General features: G+C 70.2%; 19 protein-coding genes. 13 read left to right on the top strand and 6 right to left on the bottom strand.

Features of this window, described 5'->3' with window-relative positions; translation table 11 throughout:
* Positions 1-26: 26 nt before the first annotated feature.
* Both AC0HS0_RS14195 and AC0HS0_RS14190 read right to left on the bottom strand, forming a co-directional pair.
* On the bottom strand, positions 27-488 hold the full coding sequence (locus AC0HS0_RS14195; RefSeq protein WP_472964695.1) for a hypothetical protein: 462 nt from the start codon (positions 486-488) through the stop codon (positions 27-29).
* 98 nt (positions 489-586) lie between these two features.
* Positions 587-784 carry a hypothetical protein gene (locus AC0HS0_RS14190; RefSeq protein ID WP_472964694.1) on the bottom strand — a complete coding sequence of 66 codons (198 nt, stop codon included), beginning with the start codon at positions 782-784 and terminating at the stop codon, positions 587-589.
* A gap of 62 nt (positions 785-846) precedes the next feature.
* Here AC0HS0_RS14190 and AC0HS0_RS14185 point away from each other — a divergent pair, with 62 nt between their 5' ends.
* Positions 847-2,001, top strand: coding sequence for an SLC13 family permease (locus AC0HS0_RS14185; protein ID WP_472964693.1), 1,155 nt, complete (start codon positions 847-849; stop codon positions 1,999-2,001).
* A 15-nt stretch (positions 2,002-2,016) separates the two neighbouring features.
* Here the strand turns inward: AC0HS0_RS14185 and AC0HS0_RS14180 are convergent, their stop codons facing one another.
* Complete coding sequence (locus AC0HS0_RS14180; protein ID WP_472964692.1) at positions 2,017-4,002, bottom strand: YhgE/Pip domain-containing protein; 1,986 nt, start codon at positions 4,000-4,002, stop codon at positions 2,017-2,019.
* Positions 3,999-6,947, bottom strand: coding sequence for an MMPL family transporter (locus tag AC0HS0_RS14175; RefSeq protein ID WP_472964691.1), 2,949 nt, complete (start codon positions 6,945-6,947; stop codon positions 3,999-4,001). Before AC0HS0_RS14175 ends, AC0HS0_RS14180 begins: the two co-directional genes overlap by 4 nt.
* Positions 6,948-7,083: 136 nt before the next feature.
* Between AC0HS0_RS14175 and AC0HS0_RS14170 the strand changes: the two genes are divergently transcribed.
* Both AC0HS0_RS14170 and AC0HS0_RS14165 read left to right on the top strand, forming a co-directional pair.
* Complete coding sequence (locus tag AC0HS0_RS14170; protein ID WP_472964690.1) at positions 7,084-7,746, top strand: TetR/AcrR family transcriptional regulator; 663 nt, start codon at positions 7,084-7,086, stop codon at positions 7,744-7,746.
* A gap of 60 nt (positions 7,747-7,806) precedes the next feature.
* Positions 7,807-8,679: an SGNH/GDSL hydrolase family protein gene (locus tag AC0HS0_RS14165; RefSeq protein ID WP_472964689.1), complete on the top strand. Its 873-nt coding sequence runs from the start codon at positions 7,807-7,809 to the stop codon at positions 8,677-8,679.
* Here the strand turns inward: AC0HS0_RS14165 and AC0HS0_RS14160 are convergent.
* Positions 8,591-9,499: a sugar phosphate isomerase/epimerase family protein gene (locus AC0HS0_RS14160; protein ID WP_472964998.1), complete on the bottom strand. Its 909-nt coding sequence runs from the start codon at positions 9,497-9,499 to the stop codon at positions 8,591-8,593. The two genes, AC0HS0_RS14165 and AC0HS0_RS14160, sit on opposite strands and share 89 nt — an antisense overlap.
* 183 nt (positions 9,500-9,682) lie before the next feature.
* On the opposite strand from AC0HS0_RS14160, the gene otsA reads away from it, so the two are divergent.
* From otsA to ilvC, 6 genes are all read left to right on the top strand, one after another.
* Positions 9,683-11,155 (top strand): alpha,alpha-trehalose-phosphate synthase (UDP-forming), encoded by a 1,473-nt coding sequence (otsA, locus tag AC0HS0_RS14155; protein WP_472964997.1) that lies wholly within the window; start codon positions 9,683-9,685, stop codon positions 11,153-11,155.
* A 12-nt stretch (positions 11,156-11,167) separates the two neighbouring features.
* Positions 11,168-12,004, top strand: a complete 837-nt coding sequence (gene otsB, locus AC0HS0_RS14150) for a trehalose-phosphatase (protein WP_472964688.1) — start codon at positions 11,168-11,170, stop codon at positions 12,002-12,004.
* An 86-nt stretch (positions 12,005-12,090) separates the two neighbouring features.
* Complete coding sequence (gene ilvD, locus AC0HS0_RS14145) at positions 12,091-13,785, top strand: dihydroxy-acid dehydratase (RefSeq protein ID WP_472964687.1); 1,695 nt, start codon at positions 12,091-12,093, stop codon at positions 13,783-13,785.
* 55 nt (positions 13,786-13,840) lie between these two features.
* Entirely contained in the window at positions 13,841-15,646 is a 1,806-nt protein-coding gene (locus AC0HS0_RS14140) for an acetolactate synthase large subunit (RefSeq protein ID WP_472964686.1), read from the top strand.
* A 4-nt stretch (positions 15,647-15,650) separates the two neighbouring features.
* Positions 15,651-16,160, top strand: a complete 510-nt coding sequence (gene ilvN, locus AC0HS0_RS14135) for an acetolactate synthase small subunit (RefSeq protein WP_055919769.1) — start codon at positions 15,651-15,653, stop codon at positions 16,158-16,160.
* Between the two features lie 48 nt (positions 16,161-16,208).
* Positions 16,209-17,237 carry a ketol-acid reductoisomerase gene (ilvC, locus tag AC0HS0_RS14130; protein WP_472964685.1) on the top strand — a complete coding sequence of 343 codons (1,029 nt, stop codon included), beginning with the start codon at positions 16,209-16,211 and terminating at the stop codon, positions 17,235-17,237.
* Positions 17,238-17,345: 108 nt separating this feature from the next.
* Here ilvC and AC0HS0_RS14125 read toward each other — a convergent pair whose 3' ends face one another.
* A complete protein-coding gene (locus AC0HS0_RS14125) occupies positions 17,346-17,534 on the bottom strand; it encodes a DUF1918 domain-containing protein (protein ID WP_472964684.1) in 189 nt (62 codons plus the stop codon).
* A 71-nt stretch (positions 17,535-17,605) separates the two neighbouring features.
* Between AC0HS0_RS14125 and AC0HS0_RS14120 the strand changes: the two genes are divergently transcribed.
* The 4 genes from AC0HS0_RS14120 to AC0HS0_RS14105 all read left to right on the top strand — a co-directional run bounded on the left by AC0HS0_RS14120 (position 17,606) and on the right by AC0HS0_RS14105 (position 21,833).
* Positions 17,606-18,361 (top strand): copper homeostasis protein CutC, encoded by a 756-nt coding sequence (locus AC0HS0_RS14120; protein ID WP_472964683.1) that lies wholly within the window; start codon positions 17,606-17,608, stop codon positions 18,359-18,361.
* A gap of 105 nt (positions 18,362-18,466) precedes the next feature.
* Positions 18,467-20,059, top strand: a complete 1,593-nt coding sequence (serA, locus tag AC0HS0_RS14115; RefSeq protein ID WP_472964682.1) for a phosphoglycerate dehydrogenase — start codon at positions 18,467-18,469, stop codon at positions 20,057-20,059.
* A 112-nt stretch (positions 20,060-20,171) separates the two neighbouring features.
* Positions 20,172-20,537: a YciI family protein gene (locus AC0HS0_RS14110; protein ID WP_472964681.1), complete on the top strand. Its 366-nt coding sequence runs from the start codon at positions 20,172-20,174 to the stop codon at positions 20,535-20,537.
* A 33-nt stretch (positions 20,538-20,570) separates the two neighbouring features.
* Entirely contained in the window at positions 20,571-21,833 is a 1,263-nt protein-coding gene (locus AC0HS0_RS14105; RefSeq protein WP_472964680.1) for an RNA polymerase sigma factor, read from the top strand.
* Positions 21,834-21,867 lie beyond the last annotated feature (34 nt).

Here is a 21,867-nt window from a genome sequence, read left to right as displayed (position 1 = left end):
CAGATTCTGCGCCGTCTCGCAGCCCGCTACGCGGCGGGGCGCTGTGCGATCGCAGGGATCTCGCCGGTGACCGGACGACGGAGGTCGGTCCAGACCGTGATGGGGGCGGGCTCCCAGCCGAACGCGGCCGGCTCCTCGTGCTGCTCCTCGAGCTCCTCGTCGCCTGCCGTCTCGACCGCGACGACGGGTTCGGCGACCGCGCGGTGCTGCGGCTCGGTGGCCGCGACGATCTCGGCCTCTCCGGCCTCCAGCCGGCGGCGCGCCTCCACGAGCGCGGCGGTGATGCCGACGGAGACGGACTGCGAGAGCACGGAGTGGAAGATGGAATCGGTGTCGTCGGACGAGCGACGCGATACCGTCCACTCTCCGCGCTCACCGATCAGCTCGGCGACCTTGGCGTGAACCACTTCGAGGATCTGTGCGTCCGACAATTGAGGGACTGGCGCCGCCTGCACCTCGGCGGCGGCGTGCCGCCTACGACCAAACATCGCGCAACCCCTTCCAGGTTCTCCGTCGAGACCAATTTTCGGGGCGTTACCTGCTCAAAACGCGCGGACACGCCGTGCGGAGAGCGGAAATCGCGCGGTCAGCGGCCGATTTCGCGCTCATCGGCCTCCCGAGACTCCTGCAGCACGGTCCCGACGGCGATCACGACGCTCAGTGCCGCGCTGATCCACATCAGCGGCACGCGCCAATCGCGGGGACCCTCCTTGGTCGACCGGATCGTCGTCCACAGCCCGATGACTGCGCTGATGATCGCACCGTTGAAGATGAACTTTCGCATCGGCGTCCTTTCGCTCGTGGCGATAGCGTACGCTTCCTGAGGCGTCGGACGAGAGGAGCGGCATGCGCACGGCCGTCGTCGGCGCGGTGCTCCTGGTGCTCGGAGCGGTCGCGGTGCTCACCGGGCTCCTCCCCGGCGCGGACGCGCTGGCCCTGTGGGATCGCGTCTGGCCGATCCTCCTGTTCGTGGTGGCCGTGACCGTGGTGACCGAGCTGGCGGCGGAGGCGGGGGTCTTCACCATCGTCGCGCAGCAGACGGCGCGCTGGGGGCGCGGGCGGGCGTGGCTGCTCTGGCTGCTCGTCGTGGTCGTCGCGGCGCTCAGCACGATCTTCCTGTCGCTCGACACGACGGCGGTCCTGCTCACGCCGGTGGTGATCGTGCTCGCCCGGCACGCCGGCCTCGACCCGCTGCCGTTCGCCCTGACGACCGTGTGGCTCGCGAACACCGGCTCGCTGCTGCTGCCGGTCTCGAACCTGACGAACCTGCTGGCCCAGCACGCGATGGGCGATCCGACACCGTTCGCGTTCGCGGCACTGATGTGGGCGCCTGCGGCCGTGGCGATCGTGCTGCCGATGATCGCGCTGTTCCTGCTGTCGCGCCGGCAGCTGCTGGTGCGGTACGTGACGGGTCCGGAGGACGGCGTCGACGATCCCGTGCTGTTCTGGATCGCCGCCGTCGTGGTCGTCGCGCTGGTGCCGTTGCTCGTGTCCGGAATCCCGGTGTGGATGCCGGCCTCGGCCGCCGCGGTCGTCCTGATCGTGGTCTACGCCGTCCGCCGGCGCGATGTGCTGCGGTTCGGCCTCCTGCCGTGGCAGCTCGTCCTCCTGGCGTCCGGGCTGTTCCTGTTCATCGAGGCGTTGCACGCCAACGGACTCGGGACCCTGCTGGCGCGCGTGTCCGGGTCGGGGGAGTCGCCTCTCGCCCTGCTGCGCCTGTCGTGGACCGGGATGGTCGGGGCGAACGCGATCGACAATCTCCCCGCTTATCTTGCGCTGGAGCCGGCGGCCGGCAGCCCGGTGCGGCTCGCTGCGCTGCTCATCGGCGTGAACGCCGGCCCGCTGATCACACCCTGGGCGTCCCTCGCGACCCTGCTCTGGCACCAGCGGCTCTCGTCGTTCGACGTCCGAATCCGCTGGCGCCGCTACATGCTCCTCGGTCTCCTCGTCGCGCCCGCCACCGTGATCCTCGCGACGCTCGCCCTGGCCGCGACCGCCTGACCGCTTCGGCGCGGTCTACTCGGCCGGGAGGAGCTGGGAGGCGGTGACGATGCGGCGCCTCGCAACGGCGGCGAGCGCGAGTGCGAAGCCGAGGGCCGCCCAGAGGAGGAGCCCGCCGAGGCCGCGCCATACGCCTGTCGAGCCGTCGACCACGCCCTGCAGCGCGGTGATCGCCGGAGACGTCGGCAGCCAGGCCATCACGCCGTCGAAGAATCCGGGCGAGGTCGAGACGATCCCGGAGGCGAGCGTCACCACCACGACGAGCATGCCGAGGAAGCGGCCGACTCCTCCCAGCAGGGCGACGAGCCCGTGGTTGACCGCGGCGAAGCACACGGCTGCGGCGACGGAGACGGCCGCGAAGCCGAACCACGCGCCGACGCTCAGCTGCATCGCCGGCTGCATGATCCCGGCGACGAGCAGCCCCTGCACCACCCCGATCGCGGCGGCGGGCGCGAGACCGTCCACGGCGATCAGGCCGGCGGCGCGGGAGGTCAGCAGCGCACGCCGCGACAGCGCCTGGAGCACCAGGAAGGTCGCGAGCGCGCCGAGCCAGAGCGCGACGGACGCGAACAACGGAACGCTGGAGGCGCCGAACGCCGCCGTGCCCGACTGCTTCTGGCCGACCGGCTGCGAGGCGACCGACGCCAGGTTCGTGCGCTGACCCGCGTCATAGCTGGGCAGCTGTGCGACCGCTTCGTCGAGCCCGGAGGCGAGGGAGGCCGCGCCTGCGGCGGACTGGTCGGCACCGGTCGCGAGAGCCGGGACCCCCGCCGCGAACTGCTGCACACCGGCCGCGTACTGGGTCGCGCCGTCGGCCGACTGCTGCACGCCGGAGGCGAGCTGCTGGGCTCCGGAGGCCGACTGCGCGGTGCCCGACGCGAGCTGTTGCGCGGCGGACGCCGACTGGGCGAGCTGGCCGGGCAGCGGGGCGACGCTGTTCGAGAAGGTCTGAGCGCCCGACGCCACCTGGGTCGCTGCGGCTTGGAGGCCCGCGGTCGGATCCGGATTCGTGATGGCGTCGATGGTCGCCTGGATGCCGGCGCAGATCGGATCGACCGGGGTGACCGCGTTGCCGGGGTGGAGGGCTTCACAGTTCTTCTCGAGAGCGGTGAGTCCCGCGACGGTCTTGCCGATGCCGTCCCGCACTCCCGCCGTGCCCGCCGCGAGCTGGGCGGCTCCGGCCGGAAGCTGCTGTGCTGCCGACGCCCCCTGGGAAACCCCGTCCGCGTAGGCCGTCATCCCGTTCGACAGTGTTCCGAGCCCGCTCGCCAGGCCGGAGGCGCCGCCCGAGAGCTGGCCGAGGCCGCTCGCGAGCGAGTCCGCTCCTGTCGACAGCTGATTCGCCCCGTCCGCGAGCTGATGCGTGCCCGACGCGAGCTGCGTGAGTCCGCCGGCAAGAGAGTGCGCCCCGGTCGCCGCCTTCGCCAACTGGTCGTGCAGCGTGTTGAAGCCGACGTAGACGTTCTCGAGGTAGGTCGTCGTGAGCTGCTTGTTGAGGACTCCCGTCGCGGTCGTGGTCACGGCCTGGCTGATGGCCGGGTCGACGAGCTTCGACTTCCGGCTGGTGCGCACGTCGATGGTGGCCTGGGTCGCCGCACCCTCGGTGCCGGCCGTCGAGGTCGCCGCTTTCGAGAAGTCCTTCGGGATGGTGACGACGGCCACGTAGCTGCCGTCCGCGATCCCCGCGTCCGCATCCTTCTGGTCGGTGAGCACCCAGGTGAAGTTGTCGTTCTTCGCGCCGAGCAGGCCCGCGGCCATCTGGCGGCCGAGCGGCACCACCTGGCCGTTGACGGTCACCGGCTGGTCGAGGTTCACGACGGCGGCCTTGACGTCGCCGAGGCGCTCGGTGGGGTTCCACAGCGCCCAGACCAGCAGGCCGCCGATGACGAGCGGCACGAGGATGAGGCCGACGATGGTCAGCCAGGTCACCCGCTTGTCGGAGCGCATGCGCTCCAGCGAAAACAGGGAGCGCGGACGGCGCAGGGGAGCAGAGCTGGTCATCGGGCGTTCGCCTTCTCGAGGTGGGCGGCGGTGCGGTCCGCGTGGTCGGTCGCGTCGGCCGTGTCCGCGTGGTCCGCGCGGCCGGCCGATGGGTCTGTGGAGGGGAAGGGGTGCGCGGTGCCGTCGGCGTCGATCGTCAGCTGGACCGCTGTCGGCTGCGCGGCCTCGGGCAGCAGGTCGTCCAGCCCGGACGGGTCCACGCAGGTCACGACGAGGGCGAACGGACGACCGGCATCCCGGGCGTCGGCGAAGGCGCGGCCGAGCTCGACGCGCACCCGGCGCCGCTCGACGGGATCGGTGAGGCTGTCCGCGGAGTCGAGTCCGAGGATGACCGGCGTGCTGGCGAGCGCGCGGCGCAGGTCATGCACCGGCGTCTCCGAGCGGTCGAGTCGCACGACGGAGGTCCGGCCCCGCACGGCCGCGCCGCGCGTCGGGAGGACGAAGCCGGCGACCTTGACGGTGCCGGCGGTGACCTTGGTGCGCCCGGTCACGGCCATCAGCAGGGCGAGGGCGGCGGTGCGGTCGGGCCCGTGCACCACGAGCGCCTCGCCGTCGCCGAGACGGAAGGACACGTCGCGGAGGATGGGCGTGCGGCGCGCGCTGACCGCGAGCCCGTCGGCTGCCGCGACGAACCGCGAACCGGGCTCCGGCCAGTCGGCCAGCTCGAGCTCCTTCTGCAGCCCGTCGCCCTCCACGTCGAAGGAGGGCAGGATGCGGTCGAGCCAGCGCGGCATCCACCAGGCCTTCTCGCCGAGCAGTTGCAGCACGGCGGGCACCAGCGTCATCCGCACGATGAACGCGTCGACGAAGACGCCGACGGCGAGGCCGAGCGCGATCGGCTTGATGGAGGCGTCTCCCTCCGGCACGAACGCGGCGAAGACCGAGATCATGATGATGGCGGCGGCGGTGACGACCTTGGCGGAGCCGACGAAGCCGCTCTGCACCGCGCGGCGCGCATCGCCGCCGTGCACGTAGTCCTCGCGGATCCGGCTGACCAGGAAGACCTCGTAGTCCATCGCGAGCCCGAACAGCACGCCCATCAGGATGATCGGCATGAAGCTGATCACCGGGCCGGTCTTGTCGAGGTTCACCGCGCCGGAGAACCAGCCCCACTCGAACACCGCGGTGACGGCGCCGAAGGCGACCCCGACCGAGAGCAGGTAGCCGAGTGCCGCCTTGATGGGCACGGCGATGGACCGGAACACCATCGTCAGCAGCACGAGCGAGAGCCCGACGACCAGGATGCCGAACGGCAGCAGCGCGCCGGCGAGCCGCGAGGAGACATCGATCTGCGCCGCCGTGGTGCCGGTGACCTTGAGGTCGACGCCGTACTCGTCGAGGAAATGCTGGTGCTTGGCGCGCAGCTCGGAAACGAGCGCGGCGGTCTGCGGATCGTCCGGGGCCGTCGTCGGGATGACCTGCACGATCCCCGTGTCGGCGTTCTGGTTCGGGGTCGAGAGCGGCACGGCCGCCACTCCCGGCAGGTCGGCGATCTCGGCGCCGAGCTTCTTCATCAGGCCGAGTGGATCGGTGCTGGAGATGATCGAGCCGGTGACGATCAGGGGTCCGTTGTAGCCGGGACCGAAGTGCTCCGAGACGAGGTCGTAGGCGATGCGCGCAGGGTCCGACTTCGGGTGCGAGCCGGCGTCGGGGAGGGCGAGCCGGAGCTGGAGGGCGGGGAGGGCGGCGATGCCCAGGGCGACGACGACCGCGACCACCGTGACGATCGGGAACCGGGTCACCGCGCGCACCCAGGTGCGGAACGGCCCCTTCGGGATCTCGGCCTTCGCCGCGTGAGCGAGCGACGGGTTGGCGCGGTCGGCCTTGTGCGTAGCGGTGGGCTCGGCGGGTGCGGCCTCCTGAGCCGCGCCTGCCTGCTGCGCCGCCGTCGCCTTCCTCGCGGCACGCTCGGCGGCGCGGCGACCCGGCGTGATCCGGGCGCCGGCGAAGCCCAGGAACGCCGGAGTGAGCGTGAGCGCGACGAGCACGGCGATCGCGACCGCGACGGAGGCGGCCAGTCCCATGGTCGTCAGGAACGGGATGCCGGCCACCGCGAGCCCGGCCAGAGCGATGATCACGGTGATTCCCGCGAACAGCACGGCGGAGCCCGCGGTCGCGACCGCGCGTGCGGTGGACTCCTCCGGATCGACTCCCGCCTTCAGCTGACTCTGATGCCGCGAGATGATGAAGAGCGAGTAGTCGATGCCGACCGCGAGGCCCAGCATGAGCGCCAGCAGCGGCGTGGTAGAGGAGATCGGCCCGAACAGCGTCGCGATGAAGATGAGGGCCATCGATAGACCGACGCCGAGCAGCGCCGTCGCCAGCGGCATCCCGGCCGCGAGGATGGACCCGAAGGTGATGATCAGCACGACGATCGCGATGACGAGGCCGATGCCCTCGGTCGGCGAGATCGTCGGCAGGTTCTGCGAGAAGAGCTGACCGCCGACCGCGACCTGGGAGCCGGAGGGCAGCTGATTCTCGAGGCTTGCGCCTGCGTCGGAGATCGCCGTCTTCGTCGCGGCGGGCACCGTCGTCTGCTGGCCGTGCAGTTGCACAGTGATGATGGCGGCCGTCCGGTCGTCCGAAATCAGGTTCTTGACCGTCGAGCTGTAGGGGGAGGTCGTGCCGGCGACGCCGTCGGTCTTCGCGAGGTCGGCGACCGTGTGCTCGACGGGGTGCTGGATCGCCGACTGATCGACCGTCTCGCCGTCGGGCGCCACCACGACGATCTGGGCGCTCGTGCCGCTGACCTGCGGGAAGGTCCTGCTCAGCGTGTCGAGCGCCTCCTGCGACTCGGTGCCCGGGATGCTGAACGTGTTGTCCGTGCCCTGGTTGAAGGCGATGGCGCCGCCGGCCAGGAGGACGAGCAGCAGCAGCCACAGCGACAGCACGAGCTTGCGGGCACGGAAGGCCCGACGGCCGATCGAATACAGGAGCGAGGACACGCGTTCTCCAGCAGTAGGGGCCGACGGATTCGGGTTGCGGCACCGTCGAAAAGGATTCGATACACCTTTGTATCCGACGGCCCGACTGTATCGGATACACTCGTGTATCGGGAACTCGATCCAGGAAGGTTTCAGCTTGGAAAGCACGGCTCTCAGAGACGACGCCCCCGTCGAGTCCGCACGTCGGCAGCGCACCCGTGCGCGCCTCCTCGACGCCGCCTTCGACGTGTTCGCCGAGCAGGGCGTCAGGGCCGCGAGCGTCGAGACGATCGCAGAGGCGGCGGGCTTCACGCGCGGCGCGTTCTACTCCAACTTCTCCAGTAAAGAGGAGCTCTTCTTCGCCCTGATGGAGCGCGAGAAGGTCATGCGCCTCCAGCAGCTCGACGCCGGTGTCGAGCAGTTCCTGCGGCCCCTCGTCGGCGCGGGCGGCGTGGAGCTCGACGACGACGATGTCATCCGAACCATCACCCGGATCCTCGAGCTGCAGTCCGACGACCGGCGGTGGTGGCTCGTGCAGTCGGAGTTCCTCCTGCTGGCGCTGCGCGACCCGGCCATCTCCGCGGACTTCCTGCGTTACCAGGACAGCTTCTTCCAGGAGCTCACCGAGACGGTGGTCGCGGCCCTCGCGAGTGCGCGTCGCCGCTTCACGATCGACCCGGAGGAGGGGGTGCGGATCATCGCGGAGCTGTGCGCGAACGGCGAGGCGCGTGCCCTGCTCTCCGGGGACGAGCGCCCCTTCGCCGAGCGGCTCTCCCAGACGGTCCCCGCGATCCTCCTCGCGCTCACCGAGCGGATCTGATCAGCTCCTTTGCGGCGCCCTCGGATCGAACCGCGAGGAGCACCGGGTAACGTGTGCTCGATGCGACGCAGAGTGCTCACCTCCGCTCTCACGACCGCGCTCGGAGCGGCCGTGCTCCTCGCCGTGGCCGCGTGCGCGGCGCCCGGTGCTCCCGAGGCGACGCAGGACGCGACGCCGCAGCCGACGCCCACCGCCACGGCCACACCGGACGCGTTCCCGCAGGAACCGCTGACCGAGCGCACCCGCTATGTCGCCCTGGGCGACTCGTTCGCCGCGGGCATGGGCGGCGGCAACGAGACAGGCAAGTGCCGGTTGAGCCCCAGCAGCTACCCGAACGACTTCACGCGCGCCTCCGGAGTCGACCTGGTCGTGAACGCGGCCTGCGCCGGTGCGACGACCTCCGACCTGCTCAAGCACCAGCTGATCGCCCTCGACGACCGCACCGACCTGGTGACGGTGAGCGTGGGAGGCAACGACCTGGGCGTCGCCGCCATCGCCGCCGAGTGCTCTGCGGGCAAGGCGGTGCCGTGCCGCGACGGGGTATCGTCGGCGCTCTCACTGCTCAACGTCCTGCCGGAGCGGCTGGCCGCGGTCTACGGCTCGATCCACGACGCCGCCCCGAACGCGCGCATCGTCGTCACCGGTTACGCCCTGATCTTCGACAACTCGAAAACCAAGTCGCCCGATTTCGGCACGGCGACGGCGATCAACGCGGCGACGCTGGGCCTGAACCAGACGATCCAGGACGTGGTGTCGAGCCAGCGCTCCTCCGGCGTGCCGATCACGTACGTCGGAGTGGACTTCGCCGGCCACGGCATCGGATCGAAATCGCCGTGGCTCAACGTCAGCGGGATCGACGCCTTCCACCCGACCGCAGCGGGCTACGGGCAATACTCGAGCGCGCTGGTGCGGCTGCTGGGTCGGGCGCAGTGACGCGAACGGCCGGAGACTGCTCCGCGACGTCGTCACCACTGGTGTGCGCATGGGCGAAGTCGAGGGTCTCCTGGAGCATCGCGCGCCGTTCGCCGGCGTCGCGCGCCTTGCGGGTGTTGACCTCCGCGACGATGGAGCCGTTCCACCCGGAGGCCGCGAGCGACCGGAGCACCGCGGCCACCGGCTGGCTGCCGCGACCGGGCACCAGGTGCTCGTCGAACACCCGCGAGTCGTCGAGCGCGCCGGAGCCGTCGCACAGATGAACGTGCCGGAGCCGGTCGCCGAGCGCACCGGCCAGCTCCAGGCCGTCGACGCCGCTGAGGGCGGCGTGAGAGAAGTCCAGCGTCACCGCGTCGCAGTCCATCCCGAGCGGGTTCCAGTGCGGCACGTAGCCGGCCATCGACCGGCCCGCGACCTTCCACGGGAACATGTTCTCGACCGCGACCACCACTCCCGACGACTGCGCCGTGGCCCGGACGATGTCGAGGAAGTCCTCCGCGTAGCCGGACTGCCAACGGAACGGCGGGTGGACGACGACGGTGTCGGCTCCGAGCTCCGCGGCGAGCTCCGCCGACCGCTCCAGCTTCACCTGGGGGTCGCGGCCCCACACGAAGTGCGTCAGGAGCAGCACGGGCGCGTGGATGCTCAGCACGCGCGTCCCGTACCGTTCGGCGAGTCCTCGGAGCGCCCGCACGGACTGCGTCGTCTCGTCGCGCGTCACCATGACCTCGACGCCGTCGAAGCCGAGCTCGGCGGCGGTGCGGAACGCGGTCTCGACCCCGAGCGGGTAGACGCAGGTCGTGCCCATGCCGATGCGCATCACGACGCCACTCTAATCAGAGAGGCTGAACGAGCAGTGTCGGGGCGGTGACGCAACCCCCTGGGGTTCCTGGACGCGCTGGTACTGTGGCGGGTACGAGCATCCGACCGCATCCGGGGGAGTTGACCGACCATCAGCACGACGTCCGAAACAGTGACAACCGAAACGTACGAACTGGTGATCGTGTCCAACCGGCTCCCGGTCGACCGCATCGTGGACGAGAGCGGTCGGGCTAGCTGGCGGCCGTCGCCGGGCGGTCTCGTCGCGGCGCTGCAGCCCGTCATGCGCGCCGAGGACGGCATCTGGGTGGGCTGGGCCGGCGTCGCCGACGAGGAGGTCGAGCCCTTCGAGGCCGACGGCATCAACATCCTCCCGGTCGCGCTGAGCGAGCAGGAGCTGCAGGAGTACTACGAGGGCTTCTCGAACGACACGCTGTGGCCGCTCTATCACGACGTCATCGCCCAGCCGAGCTATCACCGCGAGTGGTGGGAGAGCTATGTGCGGGTCAACCGCCGGTTCGCCGACGCGGCCGCGGGGGCGGCGGCGCAGGGCGCCGTGGTGTGGGTGCACGACTACCAGTTGCAGCTGGTGCCCGCGATGCTGCGGGAGGTCCGACCCGACCTGGTCATCGGATTCTTCAACCACATCCCGTTCCCGCCGTACGGCATCTACTCGCAGCTCCCGTGGCGGCGCCAGATCATCGACGGCCTCCTGGGCGCCGACGTCATCGGCTTCCAGCGCGTCGCCGACGCGGGCAACTTCTCGCGCGCAGTGCGGCGGCTGAAAGGCTACGAGGCGCGTGGGCCGATCATCGAGGTGCCGATCGACAGCGACGATCCCGAGGCCGGCTCGCACCGCCACGTGACCACCAACCGGCACGGCGGCCTGGTGCGCACCGTGCTCGCGCGTGCCTTCCCGATCTCGATCGACGCCGACCAGTATCAGTCGCTCGCCCGCCGCCCGGACATCCAGGCGCGCGCCAGGGAGATCCGCGAGGAGCTCGGCAACCCCGAGACGATCATGCTCGGCGTCGACCGCCTCGACTACACCAAGGGGATCGGCCACCGGCTGAAGGCTTTCGGCGAGCTGCTCCAAGACGAGCGCGTCGACGTCGAGAAGGTCACGCTCGTGCAGGTCGCCAGCCCGAGCCGCGAGCGGGTCGAGACCTACCGCCAGCTGCGCGACGAGATCGAGCTCACGGTCGGCCGCATCAACGGCGACTACGCGACGCTCGGGCACACGGCCGTCGCCTACCTCCACCACGGCTACCCGCGGGAGGAGATGGTCGCCCTGTACCTGGCGGCCGACGTGATGCTGGTGACCGCATTGCGCGACGGCATGAACCTCGTCGCCAAGGAGTACGTCGCGACCCGTGTCGACGAGGACGGCGTGCTCGTGCTCAGCGAGTTCGCCGGCGCCTCCGACGAACTGCGGCAGGCCCTGCTGATCAACCCGCACGACATCGAAGGGCTGAAGGACACGATCCTCCAGGCCATCGCGATGCCGAAGCGCGATCGGGTGCGGCGCATGCGCGCTCTGCGCAAGAAGGTGCTGACGAACGACGTCGCCCGCTGGTCCGCCAGCTTCCTCGACGCGCTCACGCGGAGCGCGCACGGAGACCACCCCCTGCAGGACCCGCCGGTCAACCGGCGCTGACCCGGGAGCCGCATGACCGACAGCACCCCCTCGCACCACCCTTCCTCGTCCTCCCGACCCGGACGGCCTCAGGCCGCCGTCGCCCTCGCCACGGCCGTGGCGAAGCTCGCCGGGACCAAACGGCTCCTGTTGGCTCTCGACTTCGACGGGACGCTCGCCCCCTTCGTCGACGTCCCGACCTCGGCGCGCGCGCTGCCGCAGGCCAAGGCCGCGCTCGATCGCCTCGAAGCGCTGCCCGACACCTGGGTCGCGTACGTTTCGGGCCGGCCCCTGTCGAGCCTCGAGGCCGTGACGGAGGCGGATGCCGACGCGCTGCTCATCGGATCCCACGGCGTCGAGATCCGCTTCGGACGCGACGGGGTGTCGCTCGACCTGACCGACGACGAGCGCGCGACGCTCGAGGAGCTCGGGCGCGTGCTCGGAGAACTCGTCGACAGCGCGTCCGGCGCGCGACTCGAGGTGAAGCCGGTCGGCTTCGGCGTTCACTACCGGCAGCTGGAGGGCGGCACGGCCGCCGACGTCGTCGCGCGGGCGTACGAGGCCGCGGCCGGGGTGAGCGACTCGCTCACGATCCGCGACGGCAAGGACATCATCGAGTTCTCCGTGCGCGGCGCGAACAAGGGCGACGGCATCCAGCGGCTGCGCGACTACACGCACGCGACCGCTGTGCTGTTCGCGGGCGACGACGTCACCGACGAAGACGGCTTCGCCGTGCTGCGACCCGACGCGGGGGACCTCGGGGTGAAGGTGGGGGAGGGCGACACCGCCGCGCAGTTCCGCGTCGCCGACGAGCGCGCGATCGCGACCCTGCTGACCCTGCTCGCCGACGCGCGCGGCGCCACGCGGTAGTCCTCCACAGCGTGACGTCCGCGCCCGTTCTCCACCAGCCGCGACGCATGGACGAACGGGCATCCAAACGGTCCTAGAGTTGTCACATGCCAGAGATTGATTGGAAACCGCGTTCGCGCGTCGTCACGGACGGGATCGAAGCCACCACCAGCCGCGGCATGCTGCGGGCCGTGGGCATGGGAGACGCCGACTGGGAGAAGCCCCAGATCGGCATCGCGAGCTCGTGGAACGAGATCACTCCGTGCAACCTCTCGCTCGACCGCCTCGCGCAGGGCGCGAAAGAGGGCGTGCACTCCGGCGGAGGCTACCCGCTGCAGTTCGGCACCATCTCGGTCTCCGACGGCATCTCCATGGGCCACGAGGGCATGCACTTCTCGCTGGTCTCGCGCGAGGTCATCGCCGACTCCGTCGAGACCGTCATGATGGCCGAGCGCCTCGACGGCACCGTGCTGCTCGCCGGCTGCGACAAGTCGCTGCCCGGCATGCTCATGGCAGCGGCCCGGCTCGATCTGGCGGCCGTCTTCCTCTACGCGGGCTCGATCGCCCCCGGCTGGGTCAAGCTCAGCGACGGCACCGAGAAAGACGTCACGATCATCGACTCGTTCGAGGCCGTCGGCGCGTGCAAGGCCGGCAAGATGAGCGAGGAGGACCTCAAGCGCATCGAGTGCGCCATCGCCCCGGGCGAAGGCGCGTGCGGCGGCATGTACACCGCCAACACGATGGCCAGCGTCGCAGAGGCCCTCGGCATGAGCCTCCCGGGCTCCGCGGCGCCGCCCTCGGCCGACCGCCGTCGCGACTACTTCGCGCACCGCTCCGGCGAGGCCGTGGTCAACCTCCTCAAGAAGGGCATCACCGCGCGCGACATCCTCACCAAGAAGGCGTTCGAGAACGCGATCGCCGTCGCGATGGCATTCGGAGGCTCCACCAACGTGGTGCTCCACCTCCTCGCGATCGCGCATGAGGCCGACGTCGACCTCACGATCGACGACTTCAACCGCATCGGCTCGAAGGTCCCGCACATCGGCGACCTCAAGCCGTTCGGCAAGTACGTCATGAACGACGTCGACCGTCACGGCGGCGTCCCCGTGGTCATGAAAGCCCTGCTCGACGCCGGGCTGCTGCACGGCGACTGCCTCACGGTCACCGGCAAGACGGTGGCCGAGAACCTCGCCGAGATCAACCCGCCCGCGCCCGACGGCAACGTCATGCGGTCGCTCGACAACCCCATCCACCCCACGGGCGGCCTCACCATCCTCAAGGGCTCGCTCGCTCCGGAGGGCGCCGTCGTCAAGACGGCCGGCTTCGACGCCGACGTCTTCGAGGGTCCCGCCCGCGTCTTCGAGCGCGAGCGTGCGGCGATGGACGCCCTGACCGAGGGGCGCATCAATGCGGGCGACGTCGTCATCATCCGCTACGAGGGTCCGAAGGGCGGCCCCGGCATGCGCGAGATGCTGGCGATCACCGCCGCCATCAAGGGCGCGGGGCTTGGCAAGGATGTACTACTATTGACGGACGGACGATTCTCAGGCGGCACAACCGGCCTGTGCATCGGCCACATAGCACCCGAAGCGGTGGACGCAGGTCCCATCGCATTCGTGCGCGATGGTGATCTGATACGGGTCGATATCGCGGCTCGCTCCCTCGACCTACTGGTCGACGAGTCAGAGCTGACCGCCCGCCGTGAAGGCTGGGCGCCTCTTCCTCCGCGCTATACCCGTGGCGTTCTCGCGAAGTACTCCAAGCTCGTGCGCTCCGCTGCGGAGGGCGCGGTCACGGGGTAGCCCTTCGCCTCGACACAGCTCCATCCACCATTCGCACGTAAGGGATCGATAAGGCATGACGCCGGATGCAACCCCCAGCACAGTGTTGCCCTCCGCGACGCCAGGAAAGGCGTCGCCCGAAACCCTGACCGGCTCCCAGTCGGTCGTCCGTACCCTCGAGCTCCTGGGCGTCACCGACGTCTTCGGGCTGCCGGGCGGTGCAATCCTGCCCATCTACGACGCGATAATGGACTCCTCCGTGATCCGCCACATCCTGGTCCGCCACGAGCAGGGCGGCGGCCACGCGGCAGAGGGCTACGCGTCGGCCTCCAACAAGGTCGGCGTCGCCATGGCGACCTCCGGCCCCGGTGCGACGAACCTCGTCACCGCGATCATGGACGCGCACATGGATTCCGTGCCGGTCGTGTTCATCACCGGTCAGGTGTTCTCGACCCTCATGGGAACCGACGCGTTCCAGGAGGCCGACATCGTCGGCATCACGATGCCGATCACCAAGCACTCGTTCCTCGTCAAGAAGGCGGAGGACATCCCGGCGACCATCGCCGCGGCCTACCACATCGCCGGCACCGGTCGCCCCGGCCCGGTGCTCGTCGACATCACCAAGGACGCCCAGCAGAACGCGGTGCCGTTCGTGTGGCCGCCCAAGATCGACCTCCCGGGCTACCGGCCGATCAGCAAAGCGCACGGCAAGCAGATCCTGGCGGCGGCGCAGCTCCTGACGGAGGCCAAGAAACCGGTGCTCTATGTCGGCGGCGGTGTTATCCGGTCCCAGGCGTCGCAGGAGCTCCTCGAGCTCGCCGAGACCACCGGTGCGCCGGTCGTGACCACGCTGATGGCGCGCGGGGCGTTCCCCGACACCCATCAGCAGCACCTCGGCATGCCCGGCATGCACGGCACGGTCCCGGCGGTGCTCGCACTGCAGGAGGCCGACCTCATCGTGTCGCTCGGAGCCCGCTTCGACGACCGGGTCACCGGCAACACCTCCCTCTTCGCGCCGAACGCGAAGATCGTGCACGTCGACGTCGACCCTGCCGAGATCTCGAAGATCCGCATCGCCGACGTCCCCATCGTCGGCGATGCCAAGGACGTCATCGTCGATCTGACCGCAGCCTTCCAGGAGGCCACCCGCGGTACGGAGGTCGACCTGGTCGAATGGTGGACCTACCTGAACGGGCTCCGCGAGGAGTTCCCGCTCGGGTACACCCCGACCAGCGACGGCCTCCTCGCGCCGCAGCACGTCATCCAGCGCATCGGCGAGCTGACCGGACCGGAGGGTGTCTACACCGCCGGCGTCGGGCAGCACCAGATGTGGGCGGCGCAGTTCATCAAGTACGAACGGCCCAACTCCTGGCTCAACTCCGGTGGCGCAGGCACGATGGGCTACTCGGTGCCCGCGGCGATGGGCGCCAAGGTGGCCCAGCCCGACCGCGTGGTGTGGGCGATCGACGGCGACGGCTGCTTCCAGATGACGAATCAGGAGCTCGCGACCTGCACGATCAACAACATCCCGATCAAGGTGGCGATCATCAACAACTCGTCGCTCGGGATGGTGCGGCAGTGGCAGACCCTGTTCTACGACGGCCGCTACTCCAACACCGATCTCAACACCGGTCACGACACCGTGCGTGTGCCCGACTTCGTGACGCTCGCCGAGGCGTACGGCGCCCTCGGCATCCGCGTCACGAAAGAAGAAGAGGTCGACGCCGCCATCAAGCTGGCGCTCGAGACCAACGACCGCCCGGTCGTGATCGACTTCGTCGTCAGCGCAGACGCCATGGTGTGGCCGATGGTCCCGCAGGGTGTCAGCAACAGCTACGTGCAGTACGCACGCGACCACAGCCCCGCCTTCGGAGAGGAGTGAACCTATGAGCAGTCACGTTCTGAGCCTCCTCGTCGAGGACAAGCCCGGTCTGCTGACCCGGGTCGCCGGCCTGTTCGCGCGCCGCGGCTTCAACATCCACTCGCTCGCGGTGGGCACGAGCGAGGTCGACGGGCTCTCGCGCATCACCGTGGTCGTCGACGTGGAGGAGCTGCCGCTCGAGCAGGTCACCAAGCAGCTCAACAAGCTGATCAACGTCATCAAGATCGTCGAGCTCGACCCGGCGCAGTCGGTTCAGCGCGAGCACCTCCTCATCAAGGTCCGCGTCGACAACTCGACGCGCTCCCAGGTGCTCGAGGCGGTCAACCTCTTCCGCGCCCGCGTCGTCGACGTGGCGACCGACGCCCTCGTGATCGAGGTCACCGGCGACAGCGGCAAGACCCAGGCTCTGCTCAAGGTGCTGGAGCCGTACGGGATCAAAGAGATGGCCCAGTCCGGCCTCCTCGCGATCGGCCGCGGCGGCAAATCCATCACCGAGCGAGTCTTCAAGAACTAAGCCCACCTCCCGGGCGCCAGAACCACATCAAGAAGGAGAACCCACAAAGTGGCTGAGATCTACTACGACAACGACGCGGACCTCTCGATCATCCAGGGCAAGAAGGTCGCGGTCATCGGCTACGGCTCGCAGGGCCACGCGCACGCGCAGAACCTCCGCGACTCGGGCGTCGAGGTCGTCATCGGCCTCAAGGAAGGCTCGAAGTCCAAGCCCAAGGCCGAGGAGGCGGGCTTCCGCGTCCTCTCCGCCGCCGACGCGGCCAAGTGGGCCGACGTCGTCGTCATCCTGGCGCCCGACCAGGTGCAGCGCAACCTCTACGCGGACGACATCCAGGCCAACCTCGAAGAGGGCAACGCGCTCGTCTTCGGCCACGGCTTCAACATCCGCTTCGGCTACATCGAGGCACCGGAGGGCGTCGACGTCATCATGGTGGCCCCGAAGGGCCCGGGGCACACGGTGCGCCGCGAGTACGAGGCCGGCCGTGGCGTCCCCGTGATCGTCGCCGTCGAGAAGGACGCGACCGGAAACGCCTGGCCGCTCGTCCTCAGCTATGCAAAGGGCATCGGCGGTCTGCGTGCCGGCGGCATCAAGACCACCTTCACCGAAGAGACCGAGACCGACCTCTTCGGCGAGCAGGCCGTGCTCTGCGGCGGTGTCTCGCAGCTCGTCCAGTACGGCTTCGAGACCCTGACCGAGGCCGGCTACCAGCCGCAGGTCGCCTACTTCGAGGTGCTGCACGAGCTCAAGCTCATCGTCGACCTCATGTGGGAGGGCGGCATCGCCAAGCAGCGCTGGAGCGTGTCCGACACGGCTGAGTACGGCGACTATGTCTCCGGCCCGCGCGTGATCGACCCGCACGTCAAGGAGAACATGAAGGCCGTTCTCTCCGACATCCAGGACGGCACCTTCGCCAAGCGCTTCATCGCCGACCAGGACGCGGGCGCGCCCGAGTTCCTGGCGCTCCGCGCCAAAGGCGAGCAGCACCCCATCGAGGCCACCGGCCGCGAGCTGCGCAAGCTCTTCGCCTGGAACGCCTCGAACGACGACGACTACGTCGACGGCGAGGTCGCGCGCTGATCGTTCAGCCGCGCATCACGACCGACTGGCTGACGACGGTCTGAGAGGGGTCGCATCCGAACGGGTGCGGCCCCTCCGCCGTCCACCGCGACCGCGCGCGGCGGCGGCTCAGGTCGCGCTGTGCTCGATGACCGCGTCGGTTCCCGGGTAGACGAGCGTCTCGTGGCCGTCGTCGAACCGGACGAGGTACGGCGGCGCGCCGTCCGCTCCGCGCACCTCCAGCACTTCGCCGTGACGGTCGGGCGATTCCACCGTCGCGCCGCGGATGCAGATCCGGTCTCCCATCGTCGCCTGCATGACGGCCTCCTTCCCTCAGGGCCGACGCTACGCCCGCGTCCGGCGTCCGGGAATGCCGCTATCGTGGCGGCATGCCCCTCCACCGCGCCGCCGTCGAGATCGCCGTCCAGGACGTCGCGGGTGTGCGCGTCGCACTCGCGGAGGGCGCCGACCGGGTCGAGCTGTGCGTGGCGCTGGGACTCGGCGGCCTCACGCCGTCCGCGGGACTGGTCGCGTCCGCCATCGAGGAGGCCGTCGACGCGGGCCGCACCGGGTTCGTCCACGTCCTCGTTCGCCCGCGCGGCGGCGGCTTCGTGTACGACTCCGACGAGCTCGAGACGACCATCGCCGACATCCGCTTCGCTCGACGATCCGGCGCCGGCGGTGTCGTGGTCGGAGCCCTCGACGAAGCGGGGCGCATCGACCAGGAGGCTGTCGCACGCTTCGTCGAAGCGGCGGGCGAGCTCGACGTCACCTTCCACCGCGCCTTCGACACGCTCGCCGACCCGTCCTCGGCGGCCGAGACGCTGACCGAGCTGGGAGTCGCCCGCGTGCTGACTTCCGGAGGCGCCGAACGCACGATCGACGGCATCGACGGTCTACGCGCGCTGGCCCAGCGGGTCGATGGGCGCCTCCAGGTGATGGCCGGCGGGGGAGTGCGGGTACAGGACATCCCCGTGCTGACCGCTGCGGGCGTGGACGCCGTGCACCTGTCGGCGCGTCAGTCGGTCTCCGGGGCGCCGAGCGGACCGGGTGGCGGCGACGCGAGCTACGACATCACCGACCCGATCACCGTGCGCGAGGCGGTCGCCGCAGCGCGGGGACCACGCGACGGGTGGGCGTCGTAACGCGGCGAAAGCTGCGCTTGCCCTCCCGCTAGAGTTAAGCAACCCGCGCACCGCCGACTGCTGCGCGCCTTCTCCCAAGCCAGCCTCCCTGTAAGGAACTGCCACGTGACAAAGCCGGTCGTGCTGATCGCCGAAGAACTTTCGCCCGCCACCGTCGACGCCCTCGGGCCGGACTTCGACATCCGCGACGTCGACGGGACCGATCGGCCGTCCCTGCTCTCCGCCGTCGCCGAGGCCGACGCGATCCTCGTACGTTCCGCGACGAAGGTCGATGCCGAGGTGATCGCCGCGGCCCCGAAGCTGCGGGTGATCGCACGGGCGGGTGTCGGACTCGACAACGTGGACATCAAGACCGCCACGAATGCGGGCGTCATGGTCGTCAACGCGCCGACCTCCAACATCATCTCGGCCGCCGAGCTCACGGTCGGCCACATCCTGAGCCTCGCCCGCCACATCCCCGCCGCGCACAACGCGCTCGCACAGGGCCAGTGGAAGCGCTCGAAGTACACAGGTGTCGAGCTCTACGAGAAGACCGTCGGCATCATCGGTCTCGGCCGCATCGGCGCGCTCATCACGGCGCGCCTGCAGGCGTTCGGCACCAAGGTGATCGCGTACGACCCCTACGTCACGAGCGCCCGCGCGCAGCAGCTCGGCGTACAGCTGGTCAGCCTCGACGAGCTGCTCACCGACGCCGACTTCATCACCATCCACATGCCGAAGACCCCGGAGACGACCGGGATGATCTCCGACGACCAGCTCGCGCAGATGAAGCCGACGGCGTTCGTCGTGAACGTCGCCCGCGGCGGCCTGATCGACGAGGACGCGCTCTACCGCGCGCTCAGCACCCACAGCATCGCCGGCGCCGGACTCGACGTCTTCGTCAGCGAACCCCCCACCGACTCGCCGCTCCTCGCGCTCGAGAACGTCGTCGTCACGCCGCACCTGGGCGCGTCGACCGACGAGGCGCAGGAGAAGGCCGGTGTCTCGGTCGCCAGGTCGGTGCGCCTGGCGCTCTCCGGCGAGCTCGTCCCCGACGCGGTCAACGTCGCGGGCGGCGTCATCGACCCGTACGTGCGTCCCGGCATCCCGCTCGTCGAGAAGCTCGGTCAGGTCTTCTCCGGACTGGCGCACAGCCCGCTCACCAGCATCGACGTGGAGGTGCGCGGCGAGCTCGTCGACTACGACGTCAGCGTGCTCAAGCTCGCGGCGCTCAAGGGCATCTTCACCAACATCGTGAGCGAGACGGTGTCGTACGTGAACGCTCCGCTCCTCGCCGAGCAGCGCGGTATCGAGGTGCGGCTCATCACCGACTCGGTGAGCGAGGAGTACCGCAACCTGATCACGCTGCGCGGCGCTCTGAGTGACGGCTCGCAGGTGTCGGTGTCCGGCACGCTCACCGGCACGAAGCAGATCGAGAAGGTCGTCGAGATCAACGGTTACGACGTGGAGGTGCCGATCGCCGAGCACCTGATCGTCATGGTCTACGACGACCGCCCCGGCATCGTCGCGGTCTACGGTCACGAGTTCGGCGAGGCCAAGATCAACATCGCGGGCATGCAGATCGCCCGCACCTCCGCCGGCGGCAAAGCTCTCAGCGTCTTGACGGTCGACTCGCGCGTCCCGGAGGGCCTGCTCGAGAAGGTGCGCGTCGCGATCGACGCCGACCTCCTGCAGGAGATCGACATCACCGAGGCCTGAGCACGGCCTCGGCGAATCTCTCTGTCGCGCGCTGTCGATTTCGGCGGTTGACTTGCGTCGTAGGGGTGTCGATCCTCCCGGACCGACGCCCCATCGAAGTGAGGAGACCAGCATGTCCGACGAATACGTCCTGCTCATCCACGAACCGGACTGGGATCCGGACTCCATGACGCCCGACGAGTGGCGGGAGGCCATGTCCGGCCACCAGGCGTTCCAGGACGCGGTCGTCGCAGCCGGTGAGCGCATCGTCGCCACGAGCGCCCTCCAGCCCATCGCGAAGGCGACGAAGATCACCCCGCGGCCCGGTGGCGACCCGCTGATCACCGACGGCCCCTTCAGCGAGACCCGCGAAGTCATCACCGGCTTCTACAGCTTCACCGCGTCGAATCCCGAGCAGGCGCGTCAGCTGGCCGCGCTGGTGCCGACCGGCGGCTGGGTCGAGCTCTACCCGGTGCTGGTGCTCGACCTGGCACGCTGAGGGCCGGGTCACGGCGGTGGCGGCCGGCAGCGGATGACGGCGCCCGAGCGGATCGAACGCGCGTATCGCGACGACGCCGCGCTGATCCTCGGCGCGGTCGCTCGCACGACGGGCGACCTCCTGCTCGCGGAGGACGCGGTGCAGGAGGCGTTCGCCCGTGCGCTCGGGGAGGCCGCGCGCGGGCGCGAGCCGGCCAACCCGGCCGCCTGGATCACGACCGTCGCCCGGCGGGTCGCTGTCGACGCGAAGCGCCGCGAGCGCACGTCGTCGCGGATGGCTCCGATGCTCGCCGCGCAGCTCGCCATCGCCGAGCGGGCCGCCGTCGACGACGAGGTGGAGGGAGGTGCGTCGGTGTTCACCGGAGATGAGCGCCTCGAGCTCATTCTGCTGCTCGCGCACCCCGATCTGGCGCAGGAGGCCCGGGTCGAGCTCGCGCTGCGGCACGTCTGCGGTGTGCCGACCGCGCGCATCGCGGAGGCCTTCCTCGTCTCCGAGCCGACGATGGCCGCCCGCCTGACGCGCGCCAAGAAGCGCATCCACGACTCCGGCATCCGCTTCTCGCTGGAGAACCCCGCGCTGGTAGCGGCGCGGATGCCGGACGCCCTCACGACCATCTACCTCCTCTACACAGCGGGTCACGCGGCCGCGGACGACCGGTTGCGCGGCGACGCGATCGCGCTCGCCCGCGACGCGCACCGGGTGGCCGGCGACCCGGAGAGCGCGGGCCTGCTGGCCCTGCTGCTGCTCACGGAGGCCCGCGAGCCCACCCGGCTGACGTCCGACGATGAGTTCGCAACGCTCCGGGAGGCCGACCGCTCGCGCTGGGACGCCGCGCTCATCGACGAGGGCGAGGGTCTCGCCACCGAGGCCCTGAACTGTGGCGCCGCGAACGGCGACGGCCGGTACGCGCTGCAGGCGGCCATTGCAGGAGTGCACGCCATCTCGCCGTCGTGGGAGGCCACGAACTGGCCGGCGATCGTGCGCCTCTACGACGGGCTGGTGCGGGTGTGGCCGAGCACCGCCGCACGTCTCGGCCGGCTGGTCGCGCTGGGCCACAGCCCCGACGGGGGTCCCGAGGTCGCGCTCGCCGGGCTGGATGCCGAACCCGAGTTGTTCGCGGGGCCGCTTGCGCCCCGTGCGCACGCCGCCCGCGCCGAACTGCTCCGGCTCGCGGGGGCCACCGCCGCGGCGGCGGAGGAGCTGCGTCGGGCGATCGCCGCATCGGACGACGACCGCACCCGGCGATCCCTGCAGCGGCTGCTGGAGGCCGGGCCCTGGGACACCGGGCCGGTGTGACAACGGGCCGGTGTGACGCCGGGCCGGCGTGACC

The organism is Leifsonia sp. PARNA 1/14 (genome assembly GCF_055720965.1).
Note: the sequence above shows the minus strand (reverse complement) of the source record. Positions and strands in the feature narration are given on the sequence as shown.